The following is a 17,928-nucleotide window of genomic DNA, read 5'->3' as shown; positions in this document are numbered from 1 at the left end:
GGCGTCCGCCGGAGCGGACGCCCTTCTGGAGTTCCGGCGGTGCCGAGGCTGACTCAGGATGAGCTGACCGGCACCTCACCCGTTTTGTCCGCGACGCCAATTCCCAGGAGTGCGCTCTTGGTTGTTCCAAGGTAGACGAGACTCGACGAGTCGAAGACCCAGGCGTAGCCCTTCGGGGCGCCCTGGAACGTAAGGCCGACACCCTCCCGCCCCGAGGCGTCCTTGACGTGGTCCACGACGCGCACGCCCGGGAGCTTGGCCATGGCACGGTAGATCGCGGCACTGAGGTCGGGCAGCAGGGTGGCCTCGTCGAAGATTGCTCCGAGGTTCTCGACGACCACCTCCGTGCGGCGGCTCGCTTCCACGTTCTTGGCGTCGCCGGAGAGCTTCTTCAGCAGCGCGTCGGGATCGGTGGGCAGAGTCTGAAGCTGCTCGAAGGTCAGGTATCCGCTGCCGATCATGGTCATTTCGTCCTTGTGGGACGGGTCGGGCTCGCCAGTCGAGGACAGCCCGACGGACTTCCTCAGACCGTCCCGCGTGCCGTCTACCGAATCCCACTGCTCCTGTCGGACGGTTCCCTTGTACGCAACCGGAGCCTTGGTGAACCCCTTGGTGTCCTTCGGAGGCGTCGCGGGCCAGCCCAACTCGTCCGACGACCCCTGCAACTTGGTGTAGATGAACTGGCCCTCGCGTACCGTGACCGCCGGGCGGTCGGCCGCCAGCAGGGCGATCCGGTCCAGCAACTGCGTGGCCTTCTGCTGGTCGCCCCCGGTGACACCTGCGGCAGGCGTGTCGCGCTTGCCGTCCTGTGCGCCGTCGACCGCCACCACGCCCAGGGCCACGACGGCGGCCAGTGCCAGCGGGGCGGCGACGAGAACGAGGCGCCGCCCGGGGCGCCGGCGTGCGGGGGGCGCGGGTGAGGTGTTCGGGGAGGTGTTCGTCGCACCCGACTGCTCGTGGGTGGACTCGTGGGTGATGTGCTCCATCAGATGTTCCCTCAGTACGCGGTGGCGGTCCTGCGCGAGCACCGGACGGCCCGGCGCGGGCAGCAACTCGGCCAGATCCTGGTAGTCGACCGGCTGATCGCGTCGTCGCGGGTTGGTGTTCATCGCTTCTTCTCCTGCGTGGACCGAGCCGCCTGAGGGCGGCTACCCGTTGACTGTCCGACCGCGGCCGGGCGTTGCACTCCGCTGTGCCCGATGCCGCCTTCCGTGCCGGGGTTGCCGCCCGTGGCGTTCATACTGCCCCCGCCGTTCGTGCTGCCCGTGCTGCCTGTGCCGCCCTTGAGTTCGAGTTCGGTGAGCTTGCGCAGGCGTTTTCTCGCGCGCGAGAGCCGGGCCCGTACGGTGCCGACGGCCACGCCCAGGGCCTCGGCCGCTGTGGCGGCGTCCAGGCCCTCCCACACGCAGAGTGTGAACACCTCGCGCTCCCCGCGGCGCATCGTCCCCAACGCCTTCTGCGCGGCGGCCAGTTCCTCGGTGTCGGCCAGGCGCTGTGTCACCTCGTCGGCGAAGTCCGGCACGGGGTCGGGGGGTGGGACTCTGGTGAGCGCGGCCTGGTGTCTTCGCGCCGCCCGCGCGGTGTTGCGCGTGACGTTCGTCGCGATCCCCAGCAGCCACGGGCGCAGGCTGTCGTCACCCGGAAGCACCCGCTCGCGCAGCCGCCATGCCTCCAGGAAGGTCAGCGACACGATGTCGTCGGCCATGACCCAGTTGCCGGTCATCCGGACGGCATGCCGGTGGACCACCGAAGCGTGCTCGTCGAAGAGTTGCCTGAACGCATCCGGATCCCCGGCTCGCACGCGGGCCCGCAGTGAAATCTCCACACTCCTCCCTGTCCTCTGCGAGGACCGCGCTGCGGTGATCCGCGTCACACCGTGGCCGGACCAACCCCGCAGTGCACATCACGGGACCGCTGCAACCATTCCGGCTTCTCGGACCATTCGCCAGTGACGAGCCTGGGGCCCTTGCCGGGCAGACTCCGCCACGTCACTGAGGGCACGGATGCCCTCGCCCCGGGCTGTCGATGGATGGAGGCCACGCTTGGGGGCTTGCGGTCGGAGCATGGACATGCCCTGTGGGATGAGGCTGCGATGGCGCCACATCTTGGGGAGCGGTCGCGGAAGGTCACTGAAGCAGGATCATCTTGCGGAGCAGGTCGAATCCGGCACGACCGTACAGCTGTCTCTTGATCTTCTTGATGCGGTTCACGGCACCTTCGGTGCCCCCGGAGCTCCAGTGCACGGTCAGCCCGGCGATCACGGCTTCGAGGTCGGCGATCAGTCCGCGGGCGAAGCCGGTGATCCCGGGCAGTTGCGCGTCGCGGGCGGAGCTGATCCAGTCCGGCAGGTCAGCACCCGTGCGCTGGGCGAGTATCTGCGCGAAGTCGCGGACGAGTTCGTGAGTTTGCTCCAGCTCTGGGCAGGCGTCGAGCACCGCCTTGAGCTGCTTACCTTCGTCCTCGGTGAGCGTGTCGGGGTGACGGGTGATCCAGCCGACGACGGTGCGGACGGACGGCGCCGCGGCAGCCGGCGTGGGTGCATCAGGCCACTGAAGGCGGCTGCGGGCCCAGTCGCGCAGGCTGCTGTAGGGCACCGGATGGCCGCGGTCGGCGAGCTCCTTGCGCAACTCGATGATGCTGATCTTGCCGTCCGTCTCATCGATGCGCCGTTGCAGGAAGAGCCGGTGCAGGTCGAGGCGGCTGGTGCGGGTGCGGCGTCCGGTGACCATGTCCTGCCAGCGGGCGGCGCGAGCATACCGCTGGACGGTGTGCCGCCCCCAGCCCAGGTGGCGAGCGATGGCACGCAGCCCCATCCCATCGCTCAACAGACCGTGGACCAGGGCGTGATGGGCGCGCATCCGCTCTGCGCGCCGGCCGGACGGGAGGGCGAGCGGCGTCGGCTCGACATCGCAGGCACCGTCGGTCTGCCCAGCGGTGGCTGCCTGGCCGGGCTGCGGGGCGACGGAGCACAGGTAGCCGCGGTGCGCGGCAACGCACTTCTCGACGGCTTGACCGAGGTTCTGGAGCAGATGAAACCGATCAGCGACCTGGAGGGCGTGCGGGGCGCCGAGCGCGGCACCCTCGGCGAAGGCCCCAGCACGGTCCCTGCAGATCACCTAACTCCCGGATGCGCCATCAGCCATGCGGCCAAGGGCGCCGCTTCGCGTCCGGGCAGGACCTCGATGGGCCGGTGGCGTTCACCGTCCGTGATCACGGTGGCGTACGAGTGCCCGCGCCGGGTGGCGAAATCGTCCACCCCGAGCACGCGAGGCGTGGTTCGCCGGGCCGGGATGGACATCGATCCGATGGAGGTGGCGGTGTCGCCATTGATCGACTGGCGCGGGGGCGGGCCGGAGGAGTGGGGCCCGCAGCCCCGTGCTTGAGGTTATCCACAGGCCCGCACGTGATCGTTAAGGACGTCGTACGGTGCTGCCCCGGTTGATCACGAGCACGGGGGTGTGCGATGCGGTACGGCGTAGTGGTGGAGGAGCTGGCCTCCGAGGTGATGGCGGAGCTGCCGACCGACGAGGCGCGGCGCGAGGTGCTGGAGCTCGTCGAGCTGGTGCGCGCCGCCCCGCGGGCGTGGTCGGACGTACGGGACCCGGGAAGCGTGGAGGAGATCCGGGAGGCGTTCGGTTTCCCGGTGCTGGATCCAGTACATGCCGCACGAGGGAGCCATCGCGGTGCGCGAGATCGGATGGGCCGGCTGACAGACGAAGCCGCCCGCCCAGTCTCCCGAGGCGGGCGGCTTCGTCTCAGTCGTCGGTCTCCTCGTCATCAAGCCAGGCGGACGGCACATGTCCAATGTCCGAGTCGTCCATGGCCTCAGCGAAACCGTCGAACAGCCAGTCGCAGGCTCGCTCAACAAGTCGTCGCAACCAACGCATTCAGGGCGCCCTTTCGGAACACCCCTCCACTCGGCGCTCGCCGCCGGGTGCCAGGGGCCCCGTCCTAGATCAGGATCGGGGACCAGGCGTCGCCGACGCTGGGTTGCGGCAGCCTCCAGCCGGAGGCTCCGAGGAACTTCCGTCGCTTGAGAACAAAGGACAGTTCAGCGCGCATTCGGATTATGGCTGGTAGCACGTGGAACAAGATCGTGACGCCGATGAGGGTCATCACTAGACCGATGAACACGCCGCTGCGACGCACCATTCGCCATGATGGTGGTTCGGAGCCAAGCCTACGAACGATTTGGGACAACTAGTCACCTCTTGAGGCGAGTTAGGACGCTGGAACGCTACCAGACGAATCAGCAACCGCTCTCGGATTCCTCACCAACACCAGTGAGCCCCGCCGTCCGCTCGAAGCGGACGGCGGGGCTCACTGGCACGGGTCAGGGGGCAGGCTCGTACGTCACGGTCTGGAGTGGGCAGCCGACGGCCAGGTCCCGCAGGGTGGCCAGCTCGGCGTCGTCGGCAGCCAGGCTCCACCGGAGTTTCGTGCCGACCCACTCTGCGGCGTACTGGCAGTGCACGTCGACGGCGGGCGGCAGCCAGTCGGCTGGGTCCTTGTCGGCTTTGGCCCTGTTGGAGCGGGCGGTGACGGCGACCAGAGAGGTCAGCGCGTCCTGGTCGTTGGCGTAGGCCTCGCGGCGCTGCGGCGTCCAGGCGGAGGCGCCGACTGGTCCCAGGCTTCCGCGAGGGGCACCATGTGATCGACGTCGAGTCCGGAGGCTGTGATCACCCACATGGCGTCGTAGTACGACCACCAACGGCCGCCGGACAGACGGCAGCCGGGGCCGATCTCCGGCGCCTCGACGGCTTCAGAAATCAGCACCTCCGCACGGGTGTTGCAGCCGTCGGTGGGATTCTCTCCGGCGTTCCAGTGCTTGAAGGACGTGCGCTGGTAGCCCTCCCTCGACTCGGTGCCCAGGGGCAGGCGGTCGACAGCGGTGACAATTGGGACGGTCTCCGCAGCGTGGGCTGGGGGCGCGGCGGCGAGCGGCATGAGGGCGAACGCGACGGCCATGAGGCCCCGCAGAACTCTCTTGATCATGTGCTGTTGATAGCGGCTGCCAGGCCGTGACATGCGGCGCCTCCCAGCAGCGTCACCCGACCGAGGGGAACAGTCGTACCGGAGAAACGAAACGCCCCTCGCAGTCCCGAAGGACTGCGAGGGGCGCTGGGGGATGCGCCGATCCGCAGGAACGGGGGAACCTGGCGGATCCACGACTACCGATAACCAATCGGCGCAACACTCTCTGCGCCATGGATCATTCGCGCGTTACACGCTCGCGTCCGACCCGCCGGAAGGCAGCTTCCGGTTCGGCACCCACGCCGTGAACCCGGCCGCGCCGAGCACTGCAGCCGCCACGGTGATCCCCTCGGCGCCGGTCACGGTGCCATCGTTCATGGCGGTCGACAGCGCGCCGGCGCCGGCCGCGAGCGCGGCCACGATCGCCTTCCAATACCGGCTGATCTTCATGGGGTGGGCTCCTCCGGGATCTCGAACCGCACGTCAAGGGACAGCGCGGCCTCCTTGAGACGGGCGACCAGGGCGTCGGGTGCGGCACCGGTGACGGCGTCCAGGAGCTTGGTGAGCGCCTCGCTGTTGGCCTTGGCCTGCGCCGCGGCGGTGCCAGCTAGGGTGCGGGCCTCGCGCGCCGCGACGGTGGTCGCCTGCACGTGGGTCTGGAGCGTCCAGAACGGGTTGGTGGCGTAGTCGGTGGCGTCGGCCGGTGCCTTCAGGAAGTCGTCGGTCTTGAAGAGCTTAGCGAAGACGGCCTCGGCGATCTTCTGCACGTCGGCGTCGCTGAGCGCCACGTCGTCCTCCTCTCCCGCAGCCCAGGCGCGCAGCCTGGCGGCGGACAGGTAGCAGATGTTCCGGTCCATCGGCTGGCTGGTGAACTGCCAGAACAGCGGGGAGCGGCCGGAGGGGCGGGACTGTGGGGCCGCCTCGGCACGCTCGTACGACGCCTCGCCCCACGGGTACTGCGGGTACCAGAGCGGCACCCCGGGCGGCAGATGCGCCTTGGCGATGTCGGCGCGGGAGGTGTAGACGCCGACGCGCTGCCGGGGGAACGCCGCCTGCACCCGGGCGATCCACGTCTCGGCCCAGGCCCGGATCTGCGCCGAGGTACGACCCGCGTAGTTGCGGCCGTCCGAGTAGCGCTCGAGGTCGAGCCAGTGCACGAAGTCGTGCGAGGCGGCGTATGGCTTGACCGCGCCGATGTAGTTGTTCGCCTCGGTAACCGCGTCCTGGTTGGGCCAGGCGAAGTGGTAGGCACCCGGCACCAGTCCGGCCTTGATGATGGCGGCGATGTGCGCATCGAACCGGGAGTCGCGGGAGCGCTGCCCCTCGGAGGCCTTGGCCCAGGCGAACACCACGCCCGCGCGCTTGTGGGCGGCCCAGTCCTGCGGGCCCTGGTAGCCGGAGATGTCGACGCCGCGGCAAGTGGCCATCACACGCGCTCCGGCCAGTGCCAGGTGCCTCCGGCGTGGGATGCCTCGCGCCAGCTGCATGCGCAGTAGCGGAAGGGGGTGCCGTGGGACTCGGAGGTGGGGCAGTCCGGCGAGCCCAGGGTTTCGGCGCCGTCGTGGTACGGGACCGTGCGATTGAAGAACATGCCGGTCGGGTTGAGGACGGCGAGCCCCACCTGATCCGGGTGGTCGGGGTCGCCGGTCAACTCGGCGATGATGGCGGCCCGGCACTCCTTGTCGTACTCGCCGCCCGGCGTGCCGTAGCTGACGTAGTGGACGATGCGGCCCACGCTGGGTTGCTGCATTGTGTGCTCCCTTGGGCGGGTGGCGGGTCAGCCCCAGATGAGGTGGTCGGCGAGCCAGGTGCAGACGGCAGTGATCGCGGCGATGCCGAGCGGCTTCCAGGGGCGCGCGGGGCTGATCCCGGCCAGGCGGCGGATCAGCTCGCTGGCCGTGTCTCCTTGGCGCCGGTTGCGGATGGCGAGGGCCTCCAGGACAGCGAAGCTTCCGGCGGGAATGGCCCACAGCCACAGGGGAAAGTCCATGGTCAGCTCCCCAGGTGGTTGCGCAGGTGGTCCTCGAAGCGGGTGGTCAGGTCGAGCAGGTTGCCGTCCATCCGGTCGACCGCGTCCTTGATGCTGTGCCCCTCGTTCGGGGACAGCTCGGTGACCAGGTCCGCAATGCGCACGATGCGGCGGTTGACCCGCCACGCGGCGCGCAGGCAGGCCCCGATGGCGAGCAGGGCACCCGCTCCCCCGCCCAGGTAGAGCAGCAGGTGCACGTCCCCTCCTTCACGGCGCCGCGACGGTGATCGCGGTCAAGTGGTAGTCGGCACACAGCTGGTCGCAGTTCGTCGCGTACGTCAGCGCCAGGCGTCCGGTGCCGGCGTGCTGCTCGGCGTGCGCCTCCACGGCGTACGTCCACTTGCCGTCGCTCTGCGGGGTCGTGGCGACGGTGCGGCGGGAGCCCCAAGGTCCGTACGCCGTCGCCGAGTCGTAGGCGATGATCTCGGTGGACCACAGGTCGAGCCACTTGGAGTACAGCCGGTAGCCGCCCGCGGCCTTCCGGACGACGGACACGACCGTGCCGAGCTCCATGCCGGTGCCCATGCGGGTGCTGAGGTATCGCCAGCACGTCACGCACCAGACGTAGCCGCTCGGGACGCGGGCGACCTCAACGGCCTTGCCCAGCTGCCCGGCCACGCTGTAGGAGCCGTACGCGTAGGTGTAGCCGTCCCGGGCCTTGTGCAGCTGGGACCACATCGCCCCCGACGCCCGGCGCGGCAGGGACGCCTTCCCCAGGTACGCGAGATCCGGGAGACGGTAGGTGAGGACGTCGGTGCGCTCGTAGCGCATGTCCCACGCCCCGCACGGGTCGGTGCAGGTGAAATCCATGGCCAGGACGCGCAGCCGGGTGCCCTCGCGTACGGCCTGTCCGGGCCAGTACCAGTGCCCGGCCGCGGAGGCCTTCGCGAAGGTGCCGGAGCGGGGCCGCATCACGCCGTCCGTGCCCTGGACGACGGCACTGTTGCGGCGGAACGTCCCCGCCGGAGTGAGCGTGTCCCCGAACAACCACAGCACCCGCCCGTCGCCGAGCGGCACCGACGAGCCGGTGTCGGCGTGGTAGCTGGCGAAGAACGCGTTGAGCGTGGCGGTGTCACCGCGCGCTGGGGTCGCTGTCGCCAGGAAGCCGACGAGGGCGAGGCAGAGCGCGACGAGAGCAGCCCAGATCCGGGCCATGGGTCCTCCAGCGGGGCGGGCGGGCGCGCGTCAGCGGGGCGCGATGAAGTCGGCGATGCGGTCGGCGACGTAGGAGCAGCCCTTGTTGGACAGGTGCGCGGTGTCGAAGTACAGGCCGTGGTTCGGCGATTCGGCCTGACCCGGCAGGCGCGGGCCGAGGGTCAGGTCGAGGACCGTGACGAGGGCGTCGGCGGCGGCGACGTTGTGCGCGGCGCCCACGTAGTCCGACCACGGGTAGGTGAAGGAGCCGCCGCGGGCGGCGTGCATGGCCAGCAGGATCGGCGGGAACGGGTTCGGGGCCAGGGCGGCGCCGCGCAGGCTGCTGATGAGGCTGACCAGGTTGGACTGGAACACCGCTGGGTCGTTGTTGAGGAACTGGTCGTTGGCCCCGAGCATGATGACGATCAGGTGCGGGTTGAGCGCGCTGATCGCCGACGGCCAGGTGGTCGATGTGGTCGCCACAGAGATCCAGAACGAGGTGTCCCAGCCGAAGTGCCCGCAGTCGTGGACGGTGATCCCGGCGTTCTCGTCGCCGTCGTACTCGATCACCCCGGACACGAAGGCCTGGAAGCCCGCCGAGTTGGCCTCGATGTCCAGCGAGTGTGCGCCGGACGCGCCGAGCGTGACGCGGGTCAGCATGCCGTCCTGCTGGGCGCCGCCGGTCGCCACCGTCGTCCAGGCGCCGCCGTCCACGCGCCACTGGAAGTTCCCGCCCGCCACGTCCCGGACCCACATGATGTCGACCGCGGTGCCTTGCAGGGCGGCGTAGGCGACGCGGTCGGCGGGGGCCGCGGCGTCGAGCATGGGGATGAGCCGCTTGGGTCCCCAGTCGTCGTTGTTGGCCGGGCCGCCGGTGACGGTGGCGGGCCAGGTGAATGACGTGCTGCCGGTGGAGATCGCGCCGATGAAGCCGCGGCCGCCCTTGGGGCTGCCGTCGGTGGGGAACCGAGAGCGCAGCAGCTGCTGCAACCGCGCAGGCCAGGTGCGGGCGAAGGAGTCGGTGCCGTGCCCTTCGGTGATGGAGTCGCCGATGCACACGATGTTCGCGCGGGCGTAATGCCGGTTGGCCAGCGCCGCATGCCACCCCATCAGCACCTTCGAGGAGCCGTCCGGCCGCCACTTCCCCTGTACCGCGTCGTAGGTGAGGAGCCCGCCGCCCTTGACGTCCACGGTGGGCTGTGCGACCGAGGTATCGGTCAGGTCGGCCAGCTTGGTCAGGTGCGCGTTGGCTGTGCCGGCGTGTGCGTTGAACGCGTTCGTGTTGGCGGTGACGTCCGCGCCGAGGTCGACGGCCATCACCAGAGACCGGTAGCCGCCCCCGGCGTCCGCCCACATCGACGTGATGTTGTCGGGGCCCTGGAAGCGCGGGATGGTGCCCTTGGGCAGGCCGGTGGCGCCGGTGGCGGACACGACCTGGGTGATGGGTGCGCCGGTGGAGTCGAGCAGGTCGGTGTACTGGGTGCCCGCGGTCGGCTGGTCGTAGAACTTGACCGTGACCCCGCCCGCGAGGGTCGCGGCGTCTGCCGCGCCGACGGTGAACGTCCAGTCGGCCGGGGACTGCCCGAACCAGTGGCGGGCCATCAGGCAGGCTCCATGATCAGGTTTCCGTAACGGGCGAAGGTGAGGTCCGCATCCGAGTTGGCGGAGGACGCGAAGTAGACCGGCGTCAGGGTCACTGAGGCACCGGGGGTCAGGCCGGTGAACAGCCGCCGCTTGGAGGCATTGAGGCGCCCGCCGCGGGTGGAGATGTCGCGCGGGTCCATGAGCGTGCCGTCGGTGCCGGTCGCGAAGCCGCCGCCGGACGCCCGGTAGCTCATCCAGATCACGGCGGAGGTGGTGTTCACGTTCTGGATCCAGCCGCCGATCGTCACGTAGCAGCGGCCGGACTGCGGCACCGTGAACGTGAGTGCGGGCCACTTCGCGCCGGGGAAGTCCCGCCAGGTGGAGTCGCCGGTGATGTCCGCCGAGCCGTTCAGGAAGACCGACTGCACGGACTGCTGCGGCGTGGCCGGGTCGGAGATGTTCTTCCAGATCGACCCGTTCCACATGTACTTGGCGTTGTTCTCGGTGAGCAGCCCGCCGACGGGTGCGATCACCGGCCGGGTTTCGGGGCCCGCCGAGGCGTAGCCGTCGGGGCGCACATACCAGTGGCGGACCTTCACGTCCCCCGCCGGGATCACGCTCGCGTTGTTCAGGACGGTCACCTCGGCCAGCGGGATCTCGAAGATGCCCGTGTCGCCCGTGTCCAGCTGGAGCGCGGGCACCCCTGCCCCCGGCGTGCCCTGCTTCACGTACGACGTGACCGCCCACGTCGAGCGGTTGAGGCCCAGCACCACCAGATCCACCCGGGTCTGCCCGGACGTGTTCGACGTGATGGTCTTGGTGAGCTGCGCGGTGCCGGACGTCCATCCGTGGCCGCGCAGCTGCGCGTACCGGCTGGCGCGCAGGAACACCGACAGTGCCGAGCCGTCCGCGAACACCAGCGCCTGATCCGGAGGATCACCGAGCAGCCCGTCGACGTGCTGGACGGCGACGAGCCTCTCGTACTGGAGATCGTTGACGACCCGCGATGCGGCCGGATCGGGCCAGGACGACTCCGCCATGTCACCTCACTTGGCTTCCAGGCGGCCGAGGCGCCGGCCGAGTTCGCGGATCAGGCGGACCATCTGCGGGTCGGAGGTGGCTTCCGGGGAGCCGACCAGCGAGGTGACGTACTCGCCACCCCTGGGGGTGGCTTGCAGGTGGATGGAGCGCACCACGTCGGCGACCTCGACGCCGGTGGGTAGCTCGATGGTGACCTTGTCGCCGAGGTCGAAGTCCCGTCCGGCCTTCAGGTCGGCGGTGTCGACGGTGACCGTGGCCAGCTCCACCGGGCTGGAGCCCTCGGCGAGTTCGACGTTCCCGGCCGCCGTGAGCTCGTTGTTCGTGTTGGTGTCGGCGGAGGCGTCGACGTACTTCTCGACCCGCCACCAGACGGACGATGCGGTGGTGTCGGCGACCTCGACGAACACCTGCGAGGGGCTCGCGCTCTCGTTGCCCGCGACGAGGGCGTGGGTGACGGTCGGCGCGGACTGCTTGTAGGCGATGTGCCGCAGGTTGCCGAGCCCGGTGGAGAACCGGGCGGCCTTGGTCTTGTCGGCGGGGGCGTAGCAGCCGAACTTGATCTGGCTGCCGCCCTGCCGCGTGCGGAAGCCGATCTTTCCGCCGTCGATGGCGACCCGGCGGCACGTGTCCAGCAGCGGTTCGAAGCGTGTGCCAACCGAGGTGGTGGTGCCGACCGAGGCCACGCTGTCCAGGACCAGGGAGGGGATCTGCCGGGCGGCGAGCGCGCCGGGCCCGCAGTTCTCGTTGACGAGCGTGCGGATGATCGTCTCGCCGTTGGTGGTGTAGATCTCCCGACGGCTGATGGTCGGCTGCGCGGACCAGGCGCTGGCGGGCAGCGGCCAGGTGATGTACCCGGCGATGAACGCGAGATCGTCCGAGAAGTTGACCTTCACCTTGCCGGGGTCCGGCTCGCTCGATTCGCCGATGGACCACGTCCAGTCCTGCGGGATCTCCATCGGCCCGGCCGTCCAGATCACGCCGTCCCGCACGACGAGCAGCCGGTTGCCGGGCTGAAGCAGGCTCATCACCTCAGGCCGGGCGGGGAGTTCGACTGTGCCGGACGCAGGCTCGTTGAACCGCTTCGTGCAGTCCAGTGACGTCCAGCCGTCGATCGGATCGCCCAGGACCGCCAGGCTCTCGTTGGTGATCAGCAGTTCGATCGCCACGTCAGGCCGTCTCGTAGCGGGGGTTGAAGGCGACGTCAACGGCCGAGCCGGTGGCGGAGCCGGACACGCTGAACGTGGCCGGGTTGGCTCCCGGCTGGAGGCCCCACAGGCGGGCACCGGGCCAGTTGAGGCCGCCGACCCAGTTCGCGGTGCCGCCCTGCACGGTCGTGTTGACCGTGACCGTGCCGCCGGTCAGCCCGGTCGGCGTGACGGTCACCTGCGAGACGTTGACGCCGAGGTACTTCCCGGCGAAGGTCAGCGTGATCGTGCCGGGCAGCGGGCCGCCGGAGACGAAGATGTCCCCGGGATCAAGGTTTGACAGTGCTTCCAGCGCGGTCTGCACCGTGGCGGCGGTGGCGTTGTAGGCGATCGCGCCGGTGGTCTGCCCGTCGAACGTGATCGTGATCGAACCGGCGGTGGCTGCGCCGAGGTTGATCGTCTGCTGCTCGGCCGTGTACTTGGTGACCTTCGGCGGATCGGTGGTGACAATGACCTGGTCCTTCGCGGCGAGCGTGCCGCCCACCGAGGCTGGGGTGATGACGAAGGACTCGCCGGTGCCGTTGTGGGTGACCGTCACCGCCGTGGCCGGGCCGCTGATCGTCCACGTCGGCCAGGCGATCACGTCGCCGGAGTTGGTCAGCGTGGTGGCGCCGAGGACCTGCGAGGACGAGACCGACGGGTAGGGGCTCAGGAAGTCGATGGTGCCGCCCGCGTCGATGCCGCGATGCTCGCCGATCGGCACCGGGTCGAACCAGTACGGGTCCTCGCAGTACAGCGTCAGGATCGCCGCGTCGCTGCTGATGCCGGTGCCCTGCTTGCCCTGGCCTTCGAAGCCCTCGCGGTAAAACACCTTGATCCTGCGCCGGGTGCCATCGGGCCGTGCGATCTCCAGGACACCGGGGATCTTCCGGCGCGAGGTGCCGGTGAACGCGGACGCCAACTGCCGCCAGCGGGTGACGAACTGCATGTGGGTGTCGCCGTACACGTACAGCGGCACACGACGGTACGGGAGACGGGCTGGACGTGCCGCAGCCGGGAGCCGCCGCGCGGGTGGTCGTCGGTGGTCAGCTCCACCGGTGCCGCGCCGAGCCCGCTGACGCCCTCGGCCAGGGTGAAGAAGCCGTTGCCGTCGCTGGTGTCCGTCAGCGGCCAGGTCACGCCGTCGGCGTCAAGGAAAAGGGCGGTGGCGAACCCGATCTCCGGCAGCAGAACCGGGGTGACGACCGCCTGGGGCCCGGCGAGGATCGGCATCTACCGCGGCCTCCCTACGGGACCTGGACTGGCGCAGGACGGAGTGCGGCGAGCAGCCCACGCCCCTGCCGTGCGCTCACACGCGTCTGGGGCGATTGGAAGGAGAGCGGCATGCTGCTGGCCCTGAAGAAGACAGGGCCGACTGTTCTGAAGACCGTCTGAGAGGTGGGAACGGTGGCAGGTCGCTTGCGGCGGTGGGGATACCACCTTCGGGGATTGCTGATTTTCTGCGGCGTCCTCCTCATCTCCGGCTGCGGGCAAGACGCGGGAGAAGAATCCGAAGAGGCGTCAACCCCACCAGCCGAACAGAAGAATCCGGAGATCGATCCGGTAACTGTCAAGTTCACGACTTCAGAGGGCTTTCGCTACCGATTCGACGCCACCCAGTCTTCGTTCAACGCGACCGGTGACCCGGCAGAACCAGTTGAACCGGCCGTACCGGGTAGTACATACGTCGTGGTAAAGGGAACGCTGAGAAACCTCCTGACAGATCGGCCCGCACTCATGTACCCCGGCCCACTGAGCACCGGCGATCATCTCAGCGTGACGGCGGCGAGAAATGATGTACGGCAGGCGGTCCCTGCCGATAAGGGCATTGGCACCGAGAACTGTGACCAACTGACGTTCTTCTTTGGAATGAACGCCCTTGATGCCGCCAACAGGTCCGACATATGCCTCTTTACCCTGTGGCCGAGCATCATCGATGCCGTCGACGATGCAACAATCCCAGAAGGCGGATCTGCGGAAGTAACCTACACAGCCCTTGTGCCGGACAAGTTGCCCAGGAACGGAATGCGCTTGGCTGTGAGTACGTATACGGGGAAAACAACCAGCCCAGGGACCACCTTCAGTCAAGAGAAGGGACTTCCCTGGACTGACTGATCGGCCACGTTTCAGCGTGGCTTCCCCACCCGGGCCTCAGCGTCCTTGCGCCGCTGCAGCGTGTCCAGGTCCCGCACCGTCATATCCAGGGTGCGCGGGTAGAAGTTGTACGTGTCCCCGCCGCCGTCGCCGCTCCGCGCCGCGCCCATGAGGGCCGACCACTGCCGGTCGGTGAGGACGCGCTCCGGCTTGCGGGTGCCGTTGTAGGCCAGCGACAGGCCAGGCGGGATCATGCCACCGTTGTCGTAGCCGCCGGCCCGGTTGTACGCCCGGGGCAGGCTGCCGTACGCGGCGAGCGCGTACCGCATCGAGCTGTAGATGTTGGCGAGCGGGTTGATCGACACCCCGTACATGAACGGCCCCGCGTTGCGGAACCGCCCGGCGTGCCGCTGGAAGGTGGGCCGGATCACCTGCATCAGGCCGACGCTCGGATAGCCGCGCTGCCAGTTCGAGTTGCCCGTCAAGAAGATGTGATCATCCTGCCGTGCAGTCCAGGACCCCAGTTCTGTGGTGACGCACCAGACAGCGCCGCGCCCAGCGGCCTCCCTCTTCAGCGAATGGCCCGTGACAACAAGGTTGTTGAGGCGGATCAGGGCCTCGGGGCTCCAGTTCGGCTGGTCCTTGCGTATCGCGTAAGCAATGCGAGGACGAGCACCTGACAGGTAGACGGCCAGGGCGATGGCTTCCAGCAACTCTCCCGGCCGCTGGTAGATGACGGTCTGAGGCTTGTGTCCCTCGACGGCTTCGCCGCGGTGCCCCTCAGCGTTGATGACGGCCTCAAGCCACGCCTCTCGCTGATCTGTGGACATGGCAAGGACCTGAGCAACGGAGTCATCCCTGGGATGGCCAGCACGCCGCAAGAGGTCCTGAGCGAATTCGTACCCAAGCCTGAACACGTACCGAGGGCCGACAGCCTTCCCGCCGTTCCGAGTAGGCCGCTCGTCTACATACACAGCGTGCGGCACGTCAGCCAGCAGGACCTGGAGCTTCGTCACCATGTCGGGCTTTGACTGGGCGATAGAAACTGAGGGGTTCTGACGCGCCTTGTGCACGCGGCATACGCCAGTCGCGGTGTAGCCCCTTTGGGCGCACTCCTTCGGTGTGGGGCACGGGCGCTCGATGTGGCCGTCGCCCGCAATCCAGCCCAGTACAGCGGCCTCCGCCGTGGTGATGGGCAGCGACGACTCGGTGTCGGCAGGCGCAGCGAGGAGGAGTCGGTCGTTCGTCCGAATGTCCTCTGTCTTCACCCACCGAACCTTGGCCACCGGCGCCGACTGAGAAGCGGTGCCTCGGATTCCGTGAGCTTTCGCCAGGTGAATCCGAAGACCACCAGCTGTGGTCTTGCCGCGCCTGCGCACACCCACAGGCCAGGAGCAGTGCGGACAGCCGCCGGTGGGCTCCGGTTCCTGAACCCGTGCGAAGGGCACGCTGACCCACCTGTGGTTCGGGGTCGTCGTTGCGCTCCACCGGGAATTACCCATCTTGACCAGGGGAGCGTCGTCGTAGTGGACCACTCGCGTGATGCGGGTCCATTCGCTGCGTCCAGTCTCAGGGTTGTAGCCGATCGTCACGTCGCCAACACGAACTTCGTCGTGGGCCAGCCAGCCACGCTGCGTCAGGATCACGGCGTCAAGCGTAAGACAATCCCATTTATTTACCGCGCGCGGGTTGCCGCCGGACTCCTGGTTCATGCGCCGCAGGGTGATGCCCACGTACGACAGGGACTGTCCCACCAGGCCGAGTGCCTGCCGGACGACGCCAGCCCAGCGCTGCACCCCGGACCCGCCGACGTTGACGCTCCCGAGAGAACCCACCATGGCTGTCTCGGCAGCCGACCACAGTTTCCGTGCGTTGATCTGCACCAGGCTGCCGAGGTCCCGGCCCATGGCCGAACTTATCGCCTTGTAGGAGGGGCGCCCGGGGCGGCCGATTCCGACCTGCCCTCCGACGGCGAACCGGGGCAGCTCACCCGTCCGGTTGATGTATTCGAGGGTGTCGAATCCGACCTTCCGGGAGGCATCCCGGCGGATGACGTACTCGTCCTCCATGGCCAGGATCGGGATGGAGTCCCGGCCCGGCGTTCCTCCTCGCAGCCGCCCACCGTCGGCGAACCGGCCCGCGCTGACGCCGGTCAGGTTCAGACCGCTGGGCGTAGTGAAGTTGCCCTTGGTCTGGACGGTCTTGTTGTTGATCCCGCCGAGGGCCCTATTGACGTCGTCGCGGAAGTCACGGAACGCGTCGCGGGCCTTCTTCAGCTTGCCGCCAACACCCGGCACCCACGAGAACAGCTTGGCCGCGCCCTCGATGATGTTGCCGAAGAAGTCGATCACCTTCAGCGCCAGCCAGCGAATGGCCTCAATCACCTTGTCTCGGGCGCCGCGCGCCGCACCGAGCAGGTACAGCAGCAGCCCGGCCGCCAGCTCGGACTTGCCGTTCTTGCGGGCGACGACGATGTACGCGATGCGGTAGCGGCGGACGTAGCAGCCGTACTCCGCCGACCAGATGACCTCTCCGAAGAGGGGCCGGATGATCTCGTGCTCCTGCCAGTGCTTGAGTACGAACGGCTTGCGCCGATGCGGGCCCTTCGTGTGCACCAGCAGCTCGGCGAAGAACGCCACCACCCGGTCCGCGCGCGGCTCGCAGTAGTGAGCCGCCCTCTTCGTGCACTGCTTGCCGCGGAAGGTGTAGCCGCAGATATCTCCGCGACGGTCCCGCGGCCGCCACCGGGCGTCATGGTCCACTGTCCAGGTGCGCGGCCGCCGCGAATCGCGGCCCGCCGCTGCCTGCCTGCCGCTGCGGCGCCTTGGCGGCATGCGATCTCCCACAGGAACGTGTGTCGCCTGAGTCAGGTCCGCCCACGGCACCGCATACGCTGTGCCATCCGCAGCTCAGGCCAAGCGAGTGAAGGAGACGCCAGCAGTGAGCAAGGACTACCCTTATGACGCTAAACGCAAGGTGGAGGCGTTGATCCAGACGCTGGAAGCACTCACCAAGGGCGACCCGGAACAGGAGGTTCAGGGCATCGCTCTTCCTGTGCTCGATGCCGTGATCGAATCGGTCCGGGCGTCTCTGCCCGACGATCCCGTGGTTGAAGCTGTGCGCGGCATCATCTCGGCTGATCAGATCGCCCTGGGCGAACCCGTCCGAGCGGCGGACGCTCTGCTCGTGGCACGCCAGCTCGATGCGGCTATCGGACCGCACCCGATCCGCATCGGCTAGCCGGTAAGGAGGTCGTCCTTCGGGTCACGCGCGTCGCCTCCGATGCTCAGCGACGCGCGGTCCGACGGCGTCAGCCCGAACCGGGCGCCGTACCGGCCGACGATCTCCGCGTAGTCCTTGAGCGCGGTCAGCGCCGGGTTCTTCACCTGACCCCGCGCCCCCGCCACCGTCAGCCCGGACCGGGCCACCTGCAACGCGGCCGCCGGTGTCCGACCACCGCGTCACAGAACACGGCAAACGCCTCTACGTCCCACGCCGTCAGGACCCGCTTACGGATCAGATCCGGGGCCAGGCCCCGCCACACCTCCAGCGCGCTGCCAGTGTCCGGCTCCGCCTCGGCCTCCAGCTCCACCAGCCAGGCAGGCGGCTCGATGTCCCCCTCGTCCGGCACCGGCTCCGCATCGTTGATCCGGTCCGAGCGGTCCCCGTGCAGCACCTTCAGCGCGGTGGGCTTGCTGGGGCGGCCCTGGCCACCACGTCCCATGTGATCACCTCGGACTCGGAGCCGGCGGACGGCCGTAGGGCCCTGACCTGGACAAACGCAGCGGCCGAGGCATCAGTGCACCCATGAGGGCTGGGGTCGTCAAGGCATGTGGCATCCCCGCCCGGTGAGTTTGTGGCTGTTCTCGTCGGGCTGTTTGCTGGCGG

Annotated in this window: 19 protein-coding genes and 1 pseudogene; 2 read left to right on the top strand and 18 right to left on the bottom strand. The window is 68.8% G+C overall.

Going from position 1 to position 17,928, the window contains the following annotated elements; translation table 11 throughout:
• Window positions 1-53 precede the first annotated feature (53 nt).
• The 15 genes and pseudogenes from GAS53_RS52225 to GAS53_RS52150 all read right to left on the bottom strand — a co-directional run bounded on the left by GAS53_RS52225 (window position 54) and on the right by GAS53_RS52150 (window position 12,925).
• Window positions 54-1,109 carry a CU044_5270 family protein gene (locus GAS53_RS52225; RefSeq protein WP_151484868.1) on the bottom strand — a complete coding sequence of 352 codons (1,056 nt, stop codon included), beginning with the start codon at window positions 1,107-1,109 and terminating at the stop codon, window positions 54-56.
• Complete coding sequence (locus GAS53_RS52220) at window positions 1,106-1,825, bottom strand: RNA polymerase sigma factor (RefSeq protein WP_151484867.1); 720 nt, start codon at window positions 1,823-1,825, stop codon at window positions 1,106-1,108. Before GAS53_RS52220 ends, GAS53_RS52225 begins: the two co-directional genes overlap by 4 nt.
• Before the next feature lie 301 nt (window positions 1,826-2,126).
• A complete protein-coding gene (locus GAS53_RS52215; RefSeq protein ID WP_450165276.1) occupies window positions 2,127-2,729 on the bottom strand; it encodes an ISL3 family transposase in 603 nt (200 codons plus the stop codon).
• Between the two features lie 383 nt (window positions 2,730-3,112).
• Complete coding sequence (locus GAS53_RS52210) at window positions 3,113-3,298, bottom strand: transposase (protein WP_151484865.1); 186 nt, start codon at window positions 3,296-3,298, stop codon at window positions 3,113-3,115.
• Between the two features lie 1,035 nt (window positions 3,299-4,333).
• Window positions 4,334-4,995: pseudogene (locus GAS53_RS52200) on the bottom strand (HNH endonuclease family protein).
• A 228-nt stretch (window positions 4,996-5,223) separates the two neighbouring features.
• Window positions 5,224-5,424: a hypothetical protein gene (locus GAS53_RS52195; RefSeq protein WP_151484864.1), complete on the bottom strand. Its 201-nt coding sequence runs from the start codon at window positions 5,422-5,424 to the stop codon at window positions 5,224-5,226.
• On the bottom strand, window positions 5,421-6,401 hold the full coding sequence (locus tag GAS53_RS52190) for a glycoside hydrolase family 25 protein (RefSeq protein WP_225859667.1): 981 nt from the start codon (window positions 6,399-6,401) through the stop codon (window positions 5,421-5,423). The genes GAS53_RS52195 and GAS53_RS52190 overlap by 4 nt, the downstream gene beginning before the upstream one ends.
• Window positions 6,401-6,724, bottom strand: coding sequence for a hypothetical protein (locus GAS53_RS52185; RefSeq protein WP_151484862.1), 324 nt, complete (start codon window positions 6,722-6,724; stop codon window positions 6,401-6,403). The genes GAS53_RS52190 and GAS53_RS52185 overlap by 1 nt, the downstream gene beginning before the upstream one ends.
• 27 nt (window positions 6,725-6,751) lie before the next feature.
• Window positions 6,752-6,964, bottom strand: coding sequence for a hypothetical protein (locus GAS53_RS52180; RefSeq protein WP_151484861.1), 213 nt, complete (start codon window positions 6,962-6,964; stop codon window positions 6,752-6,754).
• A gap of 2 nt (window positions 6,965-6,966) precedes the next feature.
• A complete protein-coding gene (locus GAS53_RS52175; RefSeq protein ID WP_151484860.1) occupies window positions 6,967-7,200 on the bottom strand; it encodes a hypothetical protein in 234 nt (77 codons plus the stop codon).
• Between the two features lie 10 nt (window positions 7,201-7,210).
• The gene (locus GAS53_RS52170; protein WP_151484859.1) at window positions 7,211-8,158 is read right to left on the bottom strand and encodes a hypothetical protein; all 948 of its coding nucleotides are present in this window, start codon (window positions 8,156-8,158) and stop codon (window positions 7,211-7,213) included.
• 30 nt (window positions 8,159-8,188) lie between these two features.
• Window positions 8,189-9,739 (bottom strand): SGNH/GDSL hydrolase family protein, encoded by a 1,551-nt coding sequence (locus GAS53_RS52165; RefSeq protein WP_151484858.1) that lies wholly within the window; start codon window positions 9,737-9,739, stop codon window positions 8,189-8,191.
• Window positions 9,739-10,761: a hypothetical protein gene (locus GAS53_RS52160; protein WP_151484857.1), complete on the bottom strand. Its 1,023-nt coding sequence runs from the start codon at window positions 10,759-10,761 to the stop codon at window positions 9,739-9,741. The genes GAS53_RS52165 and GAS53_RS52160 overlap by 1 nt, the downstream gene beginning before the upstream one ends.
• Before the next feature lie 6 nt (window positions 10,762-10,767).
• Complete coding sequence (locus GAS53_RS52155; RefSeq protein ID WP_151484856.1) at window positions 10,768-11,928, bottom strand: siphovirus ReqiPepy6 Gp37-like family protein; 1,161 nt, start codon at window positions 11,926-11,928, stop codon at window positions 10,768-10,770.
• A 1-nt stretch (window position 11,929) separates the two neighbouring features.
• Window positions 11,930-12,925, bottom strand: coding sequence for a phage tail family protein (locus tag GAS53_RS52150; RefSeq protein WP_151484855.1), 996 nt, complete (start codon window positions 12,923-12,925; stop codon window positions 11,930-11,932).
• A gap of 470 nt (window positions 12,926-13,395) precedes the next feature.
• Between GAS53_RS52150 and GAS53_RS52145 the strand changes: the two genes are divergently transcribed.
• A complete protein-coding gene (locus GAS53_RS52145; protein ID WP_151484854.1) occupies window positions 13,396-14,061 on the top strand; it encodes a hypothetical protein in 666 nt (221 codons plus the stop codon).
• Window positions 14,062-14,072: 11 nt separating this feature from the next.
• Here GAS53_RS52145 and GAS53_RS52140 read toward each other — a convergent pair whose 3' ends face one another.
• Window positions 14,073-16,874: a hypothetical protein gene (locus GAS53_RS52140; protein ID WP_151484853.1), complete on the bottom strand. Its 2,802-nt coding sequence runs from the start codon at window positions 16,872-16,874 to the stop codon at window positions 14,073-14,075.
• Between the two features lie 106 nt (window positions 16,875-16,980).
• Between GAS53_RS52140 and GAS53_RS52135 the strand changes: the two genes are divergently transcribed.
• Entirely contained in the window at window positions 16,981-17,280 is a 300-nt protein-coding gene (locus GAS53_RS52135; protein WP_151484852.1) for a hypothetical protein, read from the top strand.
• On the opposite strand, the gene GAS53_RS52130 is transcribed toward GAS53_RS52135, so the two are convergent.
• Together GAS53_RS52130 and GAS53_RS52125 are read right to left on the bottom strand one after the other, a co-directional pair.
• Window positions 17,277-17,426, bottom strand: coding sequence for a P27 family phage terminase small subunit (locus GAS53_RS52130; protein WP_151484851.1), 150 nt, complete (start codon window positions 17,424-17,426; stop codon window positions 17,277-17,279). The two genes, GAS53_RS52135 and GAS53_RS52130, sit on opposite strands and share 4 nt — an antisense overlap.
• Before the next feature lie 23 nt (window positions 17,427-17,449).
• The gene (locus tag GAS53_RS52125; RefSeq protein WP_151484850.1) at window positions 17,450-17,764 is read right to left on the bottom strand and encodes a P27 family phage terminase small subunit; all 315 of its coding nucleotides are present in this window, start codon (window positions 17,762-17,764) and stop codon (window positions 17,450-17,452) included.
• Between the last annotated feature and the right edge of the window lie 164 nt (window positions 17,765-17,928).

The sequence above is a fragment of the Streptomyces albicerus genome (assembly GCF_008905045.1).
In the GTDB taxonomy this organism is placed as follows: Bacteria; Actinomycetota; Actinomycetes; order Streptomycetales; family Streptomycetaceae; genus Streptomyces; species Streptomyces albicerus.
Note: the sequence above shows the minus strand (reverse complement) of the source record. Positions and strands in the feature narration are given on the sequence as shown.

Coding starts and splice junctions, on each gene's coding strand:
- GAS53_RS52225 (WP_151484868.1), bottom strand. CDS start 1,109: ATGAACACCAACCCGCGACGACGCGATCAGCCGGTCGACTACCAGGAT.
- GAS53_RS52190 (WP_225859667.1), bottom strand. CDS start 6,401: ATGGCCACTTGCCGCGGCGTCGACATCTCCGGCTACCAGGGCCCGCAG.
- GAS53_RS52170 (WP_151484859.1), bottom strand. CDS start 8,158: ATGGCCCGGATCTGGGCTGCTCTCGTCGCGCTCTGCCTCGCCCTCGTC.
- GAS53_RS52195 (WP_151484864.1), bottom strand. CDS start 5,424: ATGAAGATCAGCCGGTATTGGAAGGCGATCGTGGCCGCGCTCGCGGCC.
- GAS53_RS52180 (WP_151484861.1), bottom strand. CDS start 6,964: ATGGACTTTCCCCTGTGGCTGTGGGCCATTCCCGCCGGAAGCTTCGCT.
- GAS53_RS52215 (WP_450165276.1), bottom strand. CDS start 2,729: ATGGTCACCGGACGCCGCACCCGCACCAGCCGCCTCGACCTGCACCGG.
- GAS53_RS52140 (WP_151484853.1), bottom strand. CDS start 16,874: ATGCCGCCAAGGCGCCGCAGCGGCAGGCAGGCAGCGGCGGGCCGCGAT.
- GAS53_RS52125 (WP_151484850.1), bottom strand. CDS start 17,764: ATGGGACGTGGTGGCCAGGGCCGCCCCAGCAAGCCCACCGCGCTGAAG.
- GAS53_RS52210 (WP_151484865.1), bottom strand. CDS start 3,298: ATGTCCATCCCGGCCCGGCGAACCACGCCTCGCGTGCTCGGGGTGGAC.
- GAS53_RS52185 (WP_151484862.1), bottom strand. CDS start 6,724: ATGCAGCAACCCAGCGTGGGCCGCATCGTCCACTACGTCAGCTACGGC.
- GAS53_RS52160 (WP_151484857.1), bottom strand. CDS start 10,761: ATGGCGGAGTCGTCCTGGCCCGATCCGGCCGCATCGCGGGTCGTCAAC.
- GAS53_RS52165 (WP_151484858.1), bottom strand. CDS start 9,739: ATGGCCCGCCACTGGTTCGGGCAGTCCCCGGCCGACTGGACGTTCACC.